The 13,265-nt window shown below is 67.9% G+C and carries 11 protein-coding genes; 5 read left to right on the forward strand and 6 right to left on the reverse strand.

Going from position 1 to position 13,265, the window contains the following annotated elements; genetic code table 11:
- Positions 1-7 precede the first annotated feature (7 nt).
- Together LX13_RS04650 and LX13_RS04655 are read right to left on the reverse strand one after the other, a co-directional pair.
- On the reverse strand, positions 8-1,519 hold the full coding sequence (locus LX13_RS04650; RefSeq protein WP_253660114.1) for a cytochrome ubiquinol oxidase subunit I: 1,512 nt from the start codon (positions 1,517-1,519) through the stop codon (positions 8-10).
- A gap of 158 nt (positions 1,520-1,677) precedes the next feature.
- The gene (locus LX13_RS04655; RefSeq protein ID WP_253660115.1) at positions 1,678-2,595 is read right to left on the reverse strand and encodes an aminodeoxychorismate lyase; all 918 of its coding nucleotides are present in this window, start codon (positions 2,593-2,595) and stop codon (positions 1,678-1,680) included.
- 36 nt (positions 2,596-2,631) lie between these two features.
- On the opposite strand from LX13_RS04655, the gene ygfZ reads away from it, so the two are divergent.
- The 3 genes from ygfZ (at position 2,632) to LX13_RS04670 (ending at position 4,840) form a co-directional block, all read left to right on the forward strand.
- Positions 2,632-3,825, forward strand: a complete 1,194-nt coding sequence (ygfZ, locus tag LX13_RS04660) for a CAF17-like 4Fe-4S cluster assembly/insertion protein YgfZ (protein WP_253660116.1) — start codon at positions 2,632-2,634, stop codon at positions 3,823-3,825.
- The gene (locus LX13_RS04665; protein WP_253660117.1) at positions 3,822-4,499 is read left to right on the forward strand and encodes an MOSC domain-containing protein; all 678 of its coding nucleotides are present in this window, start codon (positions 3,822-3,824) and stop codon (positions 4,497-4,499) included. The genes ygfZ and LX13_RS04665 overlap by 4 nt, the downstream gene beginning before the upstream one ends.
- A 161-nt stretch (positions 4,500-4,660) precedes the next feature.
- The gene (locus LX13_RS04670) at positions 4,661-4,840 is read left to right on the forward strand and encodes a DUF3073 domain-containing protein (RefSeq protein ID WP_188491518.1); all 180 of its coding nucleotides are present in this window, start codon (positions 4,661-4,663) and stop codon (positions 4,838-4,840) included.
- Positions 4,841-4,900: 60 nt separating this feature from the next.
- Here LX13_RS04670 and purM read toward each other — a convergent pair whose 3' ends face one another.
- Complete coding sequence (gene purM, locus LX13_RS04675) at positions 4,901-6,010, reverse strand: phosphoribosylformylglycinamidine cyclo-ligase (RefSeq protein ID WP_253660118.1); 1,110 nt, start codon at positions 6,008-6,010, stop codon at positions 4,901-4,903.
- 145 nt (positions 6,011-6,155) lie between these two features.
- Here purM and LX13_RS04680 point away from each other — a divergent pair, with 145 nt between their 5' ends.
- A complete protein-coding gene (locus LX13_RS04680; RefSeq protein ID WP_253660119.1) occupies positions 6,156-8,171 on the forward strand; it encodes an OPT family oligopeptide transporter in 2,016 nt (671 codons plus the stop codon).
- Between the two features lie 16 nt (positions 8,172-8,187).
- Here LX13_RS04680 and purF read toward each other — a convergent pair whose 3' ends face one another.
- The gene (gene purF / locus LX13_RS04685) at positions 8,188-9,759 is read right to left on the reverse strand and encodes an amidophosphoribosyltransferase (RefSeq protein ID WP_253660120.1); all 1,572 of its coding nucleotides are present in this window, start codon (positions 9,757-9,759) and stop codon (positions 8,188-8,190) included.
- 157 nt (positions 9,760-9,916) lie between these two features.
- Positions 9,917-10,303, reverse strand: coding sequence for a sterol carrier family protein (locus tag LX13_RS04690; protein WP_253660121.1), 387 nt, complete (start codon positions 10,301-10,303; stop codon positions 9,917-9,919).
- An 89-nt stretch (positions 10,304-10,392) separates the two neighbouring features.
- Between LX13_RS04690 and LX13_RS04695 the strand changes: the two genes are divergently transcribed.
- Positions 10,393-11,901, forward strand: a complete 1,509-nt coding sequence (locus tag LX13_RS04695) for a glutamate-cysteine ligase family protein (protein ID WP_253660122.1) — start codon at positions 10,393-10,395, stop codon at positions 11,899-11,901.
- Positions 11,902-11,991: 90 nt separating this feature from the next.
- Here the strand turns inward: LX13_RS04695 and LX13_RS04700 are convergent, their stop codons facing one another.
- Positions 11,992-13,182: an RtcB family protein gene (locus LX13_RS04700; RefSeq protein WP_253660123.1), complete on the reverse strand. Its 1,191-nt coding sequence runs from the start codon at positions 13,180-13,182 to the stop codon at positions 11,992-11,994.
- Between the last annotated feature and the right edge of the window lie 83 nt (positions 13,183-13,265).

The following is a 13,265-nucleotide window of genomic DNA, read 5'->3' on the forward strand; positions in this document are numbered from 1 at the left end:
CTCTCACCTAGTAGGCGAACGAAAGTTTCTCGGACGCATCGTCGTCCGCGCCGTCGCCGTCGCCGTCGCGCGCCGAGTCGTCGGTCGGCGGATGGGCGTCATGGGCCAACGGCCCCTCCACCGCGTACCGGCGGATCAGCGAGAACCAGATCACCGCGAGCGCGCCGTAGACCAGCGTGAACGTGATCAGCGAGACCAATACCGTCGCACTCGAGTTGTTCGACACCCCCTGCTGCACGGTCAGGTGGATGTTCGGGTCACCGGTTGGGTTGGGCACCACCATCCACGGTTGGCGACCCATCTCGGTGAACACCCAGCCGGAACTGTTGGCCAGGAACGGCGTCGGGATGGCTGCGATCGCGAGGCGTCCCAACCACTTCGATTCAGGAACCCGCCCCTTGCGGGTGAACCACAGTCCCGCCAGGGCCAGCAGCGCCGACCCACCGGCCCACCCGATCATGGCGCGGAACGCCCAGTAGGTGACGAACAGATTGGGGCGGTAGTCGCCGGGGCCGACGGTCTCGTTGTAGAACTGCTGCATCTCGGCGACGCCGGGGAGGGTCGCGTCGAAGGTGTTCGTGGCCAGGAACGACGTGAGGTTGGGCAGCTCGATGACCCGGGTGATGGAGTCACAGTTGTTGTGCGTACCGATGGTGAGGACGGAGAACGCCGCGCCGGTCTCGGTGTGACACAACGACTCGGCCGACGCCATCTTCATCGGCTGCTGCTCGAACATCAACTTGCCCTGGACATCTCCGGTGATGGCGAGCGCCACACCGGACACCACGATCACCCACAGCGCGAAGCGGGTCACCGGGCGGTAGAGGGTGCGGGCATCGGTCCGCAGCGTCGATGCCAGTTCGACGTCGGCGGTTCGCTTCGCCCGTCGCGAGTTGCGCACCATCCACCAGATGCCGATCGCGGCGACGAAGGTGCCCGCGGTCAGGAATGACCCGGCCAGGGTGTGCGGGAACGCGGCCAACGTCGTGTTGTTCGTCATCACGGCCCAGAAGTCCACGAGCTCAGCGCGTTTGGTCTCGGGGTTGAACCGCGCACCGACCGGGTGTTGCATCCACGAGTTGGCCGCGATGATGAAGTAGGCGGACGCGTTGACACCGATCGCGACGAGCCAGATGCAGGCGAGATGGACCTTCTTGGGCAGTCGCGCCCAACCGAAGATCCACAGACCGAGGAAGGTCGACTCGAGGAAGAACGCGACCAGGCCCTCGAGGGCCAGTGGCGCACCGAAGACGTCGCCGACGAACCGGCTGTACTCGCTCCAGTTCATCCCGAACTGGAACTCCTGCACGATGCCGGTGGCGACGCCGAGCGCGAAGTTGATGAGGAACAGCTTCCCGAAGAACTTGGTGGCGCGGTACCACTGTTCGTTGCCGGTGACGGTCCACACGGTCTGCATCACCGCGACCATCGGCGCCAGACCGATCGTGAGCGGCACCAGGATGAAGTGGTAGACCGTCGTGATCCCGAATTGCCATCGCGAGATGTCGAGCGCGTTCATCACAGGACCTCACTGTCCGAGTAGTGCTACTACCCTCCGTAGTACTACAGCCGACCGTAGACCTGGGCAGCATTGATCGCCAGAGGTCGGAGGTGTCTCCTGCACCACAGAGGGCGCGGAGCGAATGTGAAGCGGCCGACCGACGCCGACCGGCGAAGTCAGCCTGCGATGGCCCGATCCACCAGCGCACCGAACTCCTCGGCGCGGGCCGGAACGGGCATCGTGTACCCGTTGAGCTCCGTCACCCGGGCGGCGAGGGTGATGCTGGAGAGCAGCCACACCCCGTCTGCAGCAATGAGATCGGCGGCCCGGAGACGTCGGGTCTCGGTCCGGAAGCCCTCTTTCTCGGCGAGCGCGAACAAAGCCTGTTGCGCCGTCCCGTGCAGGATGCCGTTCTTGGCCGGGGGCGTCAGCAGCGCGTCGCCGTTGAGCACGACGACCGTCGCCCGGGGGCTCTCGAGCACATCACCCTCGCTGCTGGTGTAGATCACGTCGTCGACACCCTGGCCAGACGCGTATCGCAGTGCAGCCATGTTCGTGGCGTAGCTCAGGGTCTTCGCACCGATCAGCTGCCACGGCGCGTCCGCCGCATGGTCGATCGAATAGCCGCGCGGGAGGGTGATGACCTTCACGCCCTCGGAACGGGAGGTCGCGACGCGAGCGGGCACCGGTCCGACGGTGAGGTAGGCCGTCGCCTCGTTGGATTCGCGGGTGATGCCGGTTTCGGCGTGGTCGCGTTCGACCACTGCGCCGGCGGGGGCGCTCTCGCGTCCACGGGAGTAGACCAGCCGCATCATGCCCTCGGTCGACTTGCCGTTCTTGTCGGCCCAGACCCGCTGACCGGTGTCGATCGCGGACCGCCAGGCGTCGGCGTCGGGCTTGGGCAGGTCCAGCGCGGCGGCGCTGCGGGCGAGTCGCTTGAGGTGCAGGCCCACACATCGGGCGGTGCCCTCACGCACGAGAAGGGTCTCGAAGATCCCGTCGCCGCGCACCGCAGCGAGGTCGTCGGCGTGCAGAAACGGCACGTCAGGGTCGAGAACGGCACCGTCGATGGTCACGAGGATCGGTTGCGACATGGGCGTCAGCCTAGCGGGTGCTCGTACGATGGATGAGTGACCGACTCGCTCGGCGGCCCCACCGCCACCCCCTCTCCCCTTCTCGTCGCGCAACGGTCCGCCGGCGCGGTCGGCGGACCCGACGAATCACCCGATTCCCAGGTCGCCTGGCACTTCGGAGACCCACTGGCGGAGCAGCGTTCGGCGGAACGATCCGCGGTGGTGATCGACCGTTCACACCGCGGGATCATCGAGATCAGCGGCGACGAACGGCTGAGCTGGTTGCACACCATCTCCAGTCAGTTCGTCAGCAACCTGGCCGACCGCACGTCGGCGGAGAACCTCAGCCTCGATCTGAACGGTCGGGTGGAGGACCATTTCGTCGTCACCGACATCGACGAGCTCACCTTCCTCGACACCGAACGCGAGCGCCTCGACCCGCTCCTCGGGTTCCTGCAGAAGATGGTGTTCTGGGCCAAGGCCGAGCCCGTCCTGCGCGACGACCTCGCGATCCTGACGCTGCTGGGCCCCGACGCGGTCACCGGACCGATCGCCGACCTCCTCGAGATCCCGGCAGACGCGGGGATCTACCAGGCCGGACGTTTCCCCGAGCAGCGCCACGACGACGAGCCGTCGGGCTTCTGGCGCATCATGCCGCCGTTCGGTGACCCCGACTCGATCGGCGTCCGGACGATGCCGCGCGTCGACGTGATGGTGCCCGCGACGCAGCTGACCGAGTGGTGGCAGCGCCTCACCGATGCCGGCGCCAAGCCCGCGGGCATGTGGACCTACGAGGCCCTGCGGGTCGCGGCCGGGTTCCCCCGTCTGGGTCTCGACACCGACGACCGGACCATCCCGCACGAGGTCGAGTGGATCGGCGGACCGGACGAGTTCGGCGCCGTGCACCTGGAGAAGGGGTGCTACCGCGGGCAGGAGACCGTCGCGCGCGTGCACAACCTCGGCAAACCGCCCCGACGGCTGGTGCTGCTGCAGCTCGACGGCAGCGCCGACAGCCGACCGTCCACCGGCGATCCGGTCACCGCCGAGGGCCGCGCGATCGGTCGCGTCGGGACCGTCATCGACCACTACGAGTACGGCCCGATCGCGTTGGCGCTGATCAAGCGGTCGGTCCCGGCCGACACCCCGCTCGTCGCCGGTGGCGCCGACGCGACCATCGACCCGACCTCGCTGCGGGCCGACGACCGCATCCAGGCCGGTCGCGCAGCGATCGAGGGATTGCGGTCGCGATGAGCGCACCTCTCGCACAGGGCGTCGTGCTGGCCGTGTGCGCCGCGCACGTCCCGGTCCACCTCGAGCGCATCGGCGACAGCGGAATCGCGAAGTCCCCGGTCACGGGCCCGGTGACGGTCTCTGCAGACGGGGTCGACGGCGATCTGATCTGTGACACCAAGCACCACGGGGGCGTCGATCAGGCGGTCTACGCCTACAGCGAAACCGAGGCGCGTCGCTGGGCCGAGGATCTCGGCCGCGACCTGCCCGCGGGCTGGTTCGGCGAGAACATCCGCATCGACGGGATCGAGGTGACCGACGCGATCGTCGGCGAACGCTGGCGCATCGGCGACACCGTCGAGGTCGAGTGCACCATCCCCCGCACCCCGTGTCGCACCTTCGCCCAGTGGGCCGAGGAGGAGCGGTGGGTCGCGCGCTTCGCCGAGCGGGCCGACACCGGCGCCTACCTGCGGGTTGTCGTGGGCGGACCGATCCAGGCCGGCGACGCGGTGACGGTGCTGTCGCAGCCGTCGCACGGCGTCCGGGTCCGCGAGTTGTTTGTCGGCGGCGCCGACATCGAGGGACTCACCCACCTCGAGTCCGATCCGCGCTACACCGGCAAGGTGGCGCGCGAGGCCGGACGGATGCTGCGCAAGCACGTCCGCGCCGCCGCACGCCAGGGATCCGGGGCCTGAGGCCGCGACCGATGCCGAATTGAGGCCCTGACTCTGCTCGCGCCTGGTCCGCACAGCCCGTTCGAGCGCGCTAGACTGTTTCTCACGACAAGGTTTATAAACTCAGAATGGGGCCGCCAGTCTTGATTGGCCGCCCCGTCATTGTGCGAGGGGGTCCCCCTATGGGCCGCGGCAGAGCAAAAGCAAAGCAGACGAAGGTCGCTCGGGAGCTGAAGTACAGCTCTCCGAACATGGACCTCACGAGCCTGCAGCGAGAGCTGGCGAACGAACCAGAACGCCCCTCCGATCGCCCGGACCCCGCAGAGGCCTGGGCCGACGAAGACGAGTGGCGCCGAGCCTGATCTCGGCTGGACGGCCGACCGATCGCTGATCGGTCGGCCGATCGTCGTCCACACACGGCGTCAGAACCGCGGGTGTTCCCCGTTCAGTGCGGCAGCACCGGCCTGATCCTTGCCGTCGTGTGACTTCTTGATCGACCCCAACACCCAGCAGTCCAGGTGCCGTGCGGTCAGTACCGCCAGCGCCCGGTCGGTGTCCTCGGGGGCCACGATCGCGACCATCCCGACGCCCATGTTGAAGGTGCGTTCCATCTCCATGCGCTCGACCCGACCGCGCTGCGCGATCATCGCGAAGATCGGTGCCGGGGTCCACGTCCCGCGGTCGAGTTCGGCCGCGAGACCCGCCGGGATGACGCGTGACAGGTTCTCCGCGAGTCCGCCGCCGGTGACGTGCGAGAACGTCCGGACGTCGGTCTCCGCGGCCAGGGCCAGGCAGTCCTTGGCGTAGATGCGGGTGGGTTCGAGCATCTCCTCGCCCAGCGTCCGACCGAACTCCTCGACGTGCCCGCCGAGATCCATGTGTCCCCATTCGAGCAGGACCTTGCGGGCGAGCGAGTAGCCGTTGGAGTGCAGTCCCGACGACCCCATGGCGATGACCACGTCACCGGGGCGGACGCGATCGGGTGAGAGCACCGAGTCGGCCTCGACCACGCCGACGCCGGTCGCGGACAGGTCGTAGTCGGAGTTCTCCATCAGACCGGGATGCTCGGCGGTCTCGCCGCCGAGCAGTGCGCATCCGGCCTCGACGCATCCGTCGGCGATACCCTTGACCAGCTCGGCGACGGTCTCCGGGATCACCTTGCCGACGGCGATGTAGTCCTGCAGGAACAGCGGCTCGGCACCGCACACGACGAGATCGTCGACGACCATGGCGACCAGGTCGCGACCCACGGTGTCGTGTTTACCCATCGCCTGCGCGATCGCGAGCTTGGTCCCGACGCCGTCCGTGGACGCCGCGAGCACGGGTTCCCGGTAGGTGCCCTTCAGCGCGAAGAGGCCGGCGAAGCCACCCAGGCCCCCGAGGACCTCGGGGCGGGAGGCACGCTTGGCGTGCGGCGCGAAGAGCTTGACGGCGCGATCACCGGCGTCGATGTCGACCCCCGCCTCGGCGTAGGACGCTCCCCGCGAAGTGGATGTCGGCTCACCTGCGGGATCAGAGTCCTGTTGTGTCACGGGCTACACGGTACCGGAGCGCGTGACGACCCATCGCCCCTGCTCCCGCCTGTGGCGCCACATCGAACCGACCGTCATCGCACATTTGCCGACCACTTCCCCCCATACTTTGTGCACATCACCGTTGGTCGACGAGGAGGACTCGATGTCCGTTGTGAGCAGTACCCGGGGTAGCGCCGTACGCGAGTTGACCCTGCGCGGTGTCATACTCGGCGGTCTCATCACCCTGGTCTTCACGGCGGCCAACGTCTACCTCGGCCTCAAGGTCGGCCTGACCTTCGCGACTTCCATTCCGGCCGCGGTGATCTCGATGAGCGTGCTGCGCTATTTCGCGAACCACTCACTGGTCGAGAACAACATCGTGCAGACCATCGCGTCGGCCGCCGGAACGCTCTCGGCGATCATCTTCGTGCTCCCCGGGCTGATCATCGTCGGCTACTGGAGCGGCTTCCCGTACTGGATCACCGCAGCGGTGTGTGCAACCGGCGGCATCCTGGGCGTCGCGTTCTCCATCCCGTTGCGCCGGGCGTTGGTGACCGGAACCGACCTACCGTTTCCCGAGGGGGTGGCCGGGGCCGAGGTACTCAAGGTCGGCACGTCGGATTCGGCGCAGGCCGCCGCCGACAACAAGACCGGGTTGCGGATGTTGTCGGTGGCCGCCGTGGTCGCGGCGGGCTTCTCGCTGGTGTCGTCGTTGAAGGTGATCAGCAACGCGGTGTCGACGTCGTTCAAGGTCGGCTCCGGCGGCACCATGGTCGGCGCGAGCCTGTCGATGGCGCTCATCGGCGTGGGCCACCTGGTGGGCGTCACCGTCGCCATCGCGATGGTGGTGGGCCTCATCATCTCGTACGGCTTCCTGTTGCCGATCCGCACGTCCGGGAATCTCTCCGGATCCGAGGCGCTGGCCGACACTGTCTCGTCGACCTTCTCCTCCGACGTCCGGTTCATCGGCGCAGGCGCGATCGCGGTCGCCGCGGTGTGGACGCTGGTCACCATCATCCGTCCGATCGTCACCGGCATCATCGAGTCGGCTCGCTCGGCCCGGCTGCGTCGCGGTGGCACCGAGGTCGAGGTCGTCGAACGCGACATCCCGATCCAGATCGTCGCCGCCGTGACCGTGTTCATGCTCATCCCCATCGGTTTCCTGCTGTGGGACTTCACGAGCGACACCGCACTCAACGGCGGCGCGGCCGGGATCATCACCGTGAGCCTCGTCTACCTGCTCGTCTTCGGTCTGGTCATCGCCGCCGTCTGCGGTTACATGGCCGGACTCATCGGCTCCTCGAACAGCCCGCTGTCGGGTGTCGGCATCCTGGTGGCGATCAGCGCCGCGCTGCTGATCAAGGTGACCTTCGGAGACTCCGGTGATTCACAGACCACCGCGCTCATCGCGTACACGCTGTTCACCACCGCGGTCGTCTTCGGTGTCGCGACCATCTCGAACGACAACCTGCAGGATCTCAAGACCGGCCAGCTCGTCGGCTCTACCCCGTGGAAGCAGCAGGTGGCGTTGGTGATCGGCGTGCTGTTCGGCTCCGCCGTCATACCGCCGATCCTGCAGCTGATGCAGACGGCGTTCGGGTTCGCCGGCGCACCGGGAGCGGGAGACGACGCGCTCGCCGCGCCACAGGCCTCCCTGATCTCGTCGCTCGTCAGCGGCGTGTTCGGAGACTCGTTGAACTGGAACCTGATCGGCCTCGGCGCGCTGATCGGCCTGGCCGTGATCGCCATCGACGAGACGATGAGCCGCACCACCCGGTTCCGACTGCCGCCGCTCGCCGTGGGACTCGGTATGTACCTGCCCATCTCGCTCACGCTGGTCATCCCGATCGGCGCGGTGCTCGGGTTCTTCTACAACCGCTGGGCCGACCGGCACGCCACGAACGTCGAGCGCACCAAACGACTCGGGGTGCTCCTCGCGTGCGGACTCATCGTCGGCGAGAGCCTGTTCGGCGTGGTGTTCGCAGGCATCGTCGCGGCGTCGGGAGACGACGACCCGCTGCGGATCGTCGGCGAGGGGTTCGACAACTGGGCGCAGGTCCTCGGGATCCTGGCCTTCGTCCTGGTCGTGGGCTGGCTCTACAAGCGCACCCAGAAGGTGTCGGAAAACAGTGACGGCGGAGCCGGAACGGTGTCCACGAAACCGGACGCCGCCGTCTGATCGATCAGGTCGGCGATCAGGGGCGGCGCAGCGCGCTGACGTTGTCGTTGGACGCGAGAGGCTCCGCGCCGACCGCGTTCGACAGCATCGTCTCCAGAACGGCCTTGCCCATCGAGGTCTCGGTGGGCAGGTCGATCGGGTACTTCCCGTCGAAGCAGGCCGCGCAGAGCGCGTCGCGCGGCTGCTCGGTGGCCGCGATCATCTCGTCGATGCTGATGTAGGCGAGGGTGTCGGCGCCGATGGCCTGGCGGACGCCCTCGACCATGCCCTGCTCGGACTCCATGCCGTTGGCGATGAGCTCGGCGGGTGAGGCGAAGTCGATGCCATAGAAGCAGGGCCACCGCACCGGGCTCGACGCGATCCGTACGTGGATCTCGGCGGCGCCGGCTTCGCGCAGCATCCGGATCAGCGCGCGCTGGGTGTTGCCGCGGACGATCGAATCGTCGACGACGACAAGGCGCTTCCCGCGGATGACCTCTTTGAGCGGGTTGAGCTTGAGCCGGATACCGAGCTGACGGATGGTCTGCGACGGCTGGATGAAGGTACGACCGACGTAGGCGTTCTTCATCAGACCCTGGCCGTAGGGGATGCCCGATTCCTGGGCGAACCCGGTGGCGGCCGGCGTCCCGGACTCGGGCACCGGGATCACCAGGTCACCCTCGGCGGGGAACTCACGGGCGAGGCGTCGACCGATCTCGACGCGCGACGAGTGCACCGACCGGCCGTTGATGACGCTGTCGGGGCGGGCGAGGTAGACGTACTCGAAGACGCAGGCCTTCGGGGTGGGCTTGGCGAAGCGGGTGCTGCGCACACCGTCGGCGTCGATGGCCAGCAGTTCGCCGGGCTCGATGTCGCGGACGAACGACGCACCGACGATGTCGAGGGCGGCGGTCTCCGACGCGACGACCCAGCCGCGGTCGAGGCGTCCGAGACACAGCGGCCGCACACCGTGCGGGTCCCGCGCGGCGTAGAGGGTGTGCTCGTCCATGAAGGTCAGGCAGAACGCGCCCTTGAGGGTGGGCAGCAGTTCCATGGCGGCCTGCTCGATGGTGCGGTCGGCGGCCCCGTGCGCGAGCAGCGCGCCGACGACGTCGGAGTCCGAGGTGGCGCCACCGTTCATGCGCGACCCCATCAGGCCCGCGGCGCGCGCGGTGCTGGCGAGATCGGCGGTGTTGACGAGGTTGCCGTTGTGCCCGAGCGCGACACCGGTACCGGCGGCGGTCGTGCGGAAGATGGGCTGCGAGTTCTCCCAGGTCGTCGACCCGGTGGTGCTGTAGCGGCAGTGTCCGATGGCGACGTGGCCCGGCATCGAGGCCAGCGTCTGCTCGTCGAACACCTGACTGACCAGTCCGAGGTCCTTGAACACCAGTACCTGCGAGCCGTCACCGACGGCGATGCCGGCGGCTTCCTGGCCGCGGTGCTGCAGCGCGTACAAGCCGTAATAACTCAGCTTCGCGACGTCCTCCCCCGGTGCCCAGACGCCGAAGACACCGCACTCTTCTCGGGGTTCGTTCTCATCGATGTCCAGCTCAGCGCTGGGCTTCAGGTCGGCGAGAAGATTCGGGCTGTGGATCGACAGCTCGGTCACGTGCGCTCCCGGGGTGGTGGGCATAACAGCAGGACTGAACCGAAGTCTACGGGCCAACCCCTGAGCTGGGCGAATCCAGCGGGTGTGAGTCTGCCCCTCCTGCACCACACATCACGACAGGTGCGACGTACGTCACCACCGGCGTTGTCGACGACGCTCAGATACGCACGATCGGCAACCAACTCGCGACCTCGGCGGCCCGGCTGCCCGATGCGGTGACCCGCCCGTCGCCGACGGCGTGCGCGAGGTCCTCGAGTCCGGACGCGAGCAGCAGCCACGTCCGCGGGTCCATCTCCACGACGTTCGGGGGCGTTCCGCGTGTGTGCCGCGGACCCTGGATGCACTGCACCGCGACGAACGGCGGGACCCGCACCTCGACCGAGGCGCCGGGGGCGATCTGGGCGAGAGTGCGTGCGCTCAACCGGACCGCTGCGGCGAGTTCGGCGCGCGCGGGGGCATCGACGGTGCCGTCGCGCAGCCAGTCGCCGACGACGAGCATGGCCGACCGCATCTCGGCCGGGTCGACTGCTTTTCCGGGTGCCACACGGCCGATCATCCCAGTCGGTGCCGGTCGGGCGGTTCGGGGCCGTCATTCGCCACCATGAGATCGGACATCGGTGACACGATGGGGCGATGGGCGCCGAGGTCTCCGAGCGGGAGTTCACGAGGGAGGACCGCCGTCGTTTTCGTGAGCAGGTGGGGCGCGGTACCGAGGCGATCGCGCGGATGCTGGCCGAGGGGTTGTTCACCGATCACGGCAAGCCGCCCGACCCGTTGCTGGGCATGGAGGTCGAACTCAACCTGATCGACCGCGCGATGAACCCGGCGATGTCGAACGCGACTGTGCTGCAGTCGATCGCCGATCCGGACTTCCAGACCGAACTCGGTCAGTTCAACATCGAGATCAACGTGGCTCCGCGTCCGTTGACCGACGACAACACCATCGCACTCGAACAGGCCCTGCGCGGGTCGCTCAACCGCGCCGAGGCGCGGGCCGCCGCCACCGACAACCACATCGTCATGATCGGGATGCTGCCGACGCTGCGCACCGATCACCTGATGCACCAGTGGATCTCGGCCAACCCGCGCTACGACCTGCTCAACCAGCAGATCTTCGCCGCCCGCGGCGAGGACATCGCCCTCGACATCGACGGCGTCCCGCTCGGGACCGAGCGGGTGGGCGAGCGGCTGATCACCACCACCGATTCGATCCTCCCCGAGGCGGCGTGCACCTCGGTGCAGCTGCATCTGCGCGTCGCGCCAGAGGATTTCGCCGCGCACTGGAACGCGGCGCAGTCCATCGCCGGCGTGCAGGTCGCGCTCGCGGGCAACTCGCCCTTCTTCGCGGGCAAGGCCCTGTGGCACGAGAGCCGGATACCGGTGTTCGAGCAGGCCACCGACACCCGACCACTCGAGTTGAAGAACCAGGGTGTGCGCCCGCGGGTGTGGTTCGGCGAACGATGGATCACCACCATCTTCGACCTCTTCGAGGAGAACACCCGGTACTTCCCCGCGCTGCTGCCGGTCTGCACCGACGAGGACCCCCTCGAGACGCTCGACGCCGGTCGGATCCCGGAGTTGTCGGAACTCAAGCTGCACAACGGGACCGTCTACCGGTGGAACCGCCCGATCTACGACGTCGTCGACGGTCACGCCCATCTACGTATCGAGAACCGCGTACTGCCCGCGGGGCCGACCGTGCTCGACACCATGGCCGACTCCGCGTTCTACTACGGCGTACTGCGCGGTCTCGTCGACGCCGACCGTCCGCTGTGGTCGCAGATGTCGTTCGACGCGGCGACCGAGAACCTCCACGCCGGTGCGCGAGACGGGCTCGACGCCCAGCTGTACTGGCCGACCGTCGGGTGGATCCGGCCGGACGAACTGGTGCTGCGCCGACTGCTGCCGCTGGCCGACGCCGGACTGGCCGCGTACGGGGTGTCGCCACGCGCCCGACGTAGGTATCTGTCGGTCATCGAGGGCCGTTGCCTGCGTCGACAGACCGGCGCGGTGTGGCAACGGGAGTCGGTTGCGGCGCGCGAGGCGGCCGGCGACTCCCGCGCCCAGGCGTTGTCGGGGATGCTGCGCGAGTACGTCGACCGCATGCACGAGGGCGAGGCCGTGCACACCTGGGATCTCTAGGCCCCGCCGACGAGTTCGCGCTCCACTTCTGTTGTCGCGCTCCACTTGCAGGTGGAGCGCGGCTCGAGAAGCGGAGCGCGCGAATCGGGGTCAGGTGCCCTTGACGTTGAGCACCTGGCGCAGCACGTGGTCGATCGACACGAGCCGCTCGGCGTCGGCCATCACGGCGTCTATGTCCTTGTACGCCTGCGGGATCTCGTCGATCCACTCCGCGCCGTGCCGGTACTCGATACCGGTCATCGCCGCCTCCAGGTCAGCCTCGGTGTAGCGCCGCTTGGCCTCGGTCCGGGAGAACCGACGTCCCGCACCGTGCGGCGCCGAGCAGAGGCCACCACCGTGACCCTTGCCGGTGACGATGTAGGACCGCGTGCCCATCGACCCCGGGATGATGCCGCGGACACCCTCGTGGGCGTCGATGGCCCCCTTTCGGGTCAACCACACATCCTTGCCGCCGTGGTGTTCACGGACGGTATAGTTGTGGTGACAGTTGATCCTCTCGGTCTCGAGCGTCGCCGGTTCGCCGTCGTGGCCGACCCAGTGCGCGAACGCCTGCCGGAACCGATCCATCATCTCGGCACGGTTCTCGAGCGCGAACCGCTGTGCCCACGCGAGATCACGCAGGTACACATCGAGTTCCGACGTCCCGTGCGGGAGGTACGCGAGGTCGGCGTTCGGCAACGGGATGTGCCACTGACGGCACAACCGCTGCGCGATCTTGATGTGCCGCTGAGCGATCCTGTTGCCGACACCACGTGAACCCGAGTGCAGGAACATCCACACGCGATCGTCTTCGTCGAGACAGAGCTCGATGAAGTGGTTGCCGCCACCGAGCGAGCCGAGCTGCTCACGCCACTTCGGCGAGTGCGCGAGGTCGACACCGTCGGCCTCGGCCAGTTCCTCCAACACCGCGATACGCCCGGCGGTGAACGGGTAGCGGTCCACCGCGCGGTTGTAGTTGCCCGGCGAGAGCGGGATCGCGGACTCGATGGACGTCCGCAACTCGGCCCGGTCGAGGTTCTCGATCGCACCGGCATCGAAAGTCGTTCGTACCGCGATCATCCCGCAGCCGATGTCGACACCGACCGCGGCCGGGATCACCGCGTCCACGGTCGGGATGACGGTGCCGACCGCCGAGCCCTTGCCGTAGTGGGCGTCGGGCATCAACGCCACGTGCGGGTGCACGAACGGCAGCGCTGCGGTCTCCTTGGCCTGCTCGATCGTCTTGTCGTCGATCTCGGAGGCGAAGCTGAGCAGCTTGAGGTTGTCGATGCGGGTGGTCACTGGATTCTCCTTCGTGGTCGAGGAGAAGTGTCCAGCAGAAGACCGCTGAGCGCGAACGATTTACGGCCGGTTGGATCGAACGC

Source organism: Williamsia maris, assembly GCF_024171815.1.
GTDB classification, from domain to species: Bacteria; Actinomycetota; Actinomycetes; order Mycobacteriales; family Mycobacteriaceae; genus Williamsia_A; species Williamsia_A maris.

Coding starts and splice junctions, on each gene's coding strand:
- LX13_RS04650 (WP_253660114.1), bottom strand. CDS start 1,519: ATGAACGCGCTCGACATCTCGCGATGGCAATTCGGGATCACGACGGTC.
- LX13_RS04655 (WP_253660115.1), bottom strand. CDS start 2,595: ATGTCGCAACCGATCCTCGTGACCATCGACGGTGCCGTTCTCGACCCT.
- LX13_RS04665 (WP_253660117.1), top strand. CDS start 3,822: ATGAGCGCACCTCTCGCACAGGGCGTCGTGCTGGCCGTGTGCGCCGCG.
- LX13_RS04670 (WP_188491518.1), top strand. CDS start 4,661: ATGGGCCGCGGCAGAGCAAAAGCAAAGCAGACGAAGGTCGCTCGGGAG.
- LX13_RS04680 (WP_253660119.1), top strand. CDS start 6,156: ATGTCCGTTGTGAGCAGTACCCGGGGTAGCGCCGTACGCGAGTTGACC.
- LX13_RS04695 (WP_253660122.1), top strand. CDS start 10,393: ATGGGCGCCGAGGTCTCCGAGCGGGAGTTCACGAGGGAGGACCGCCGT.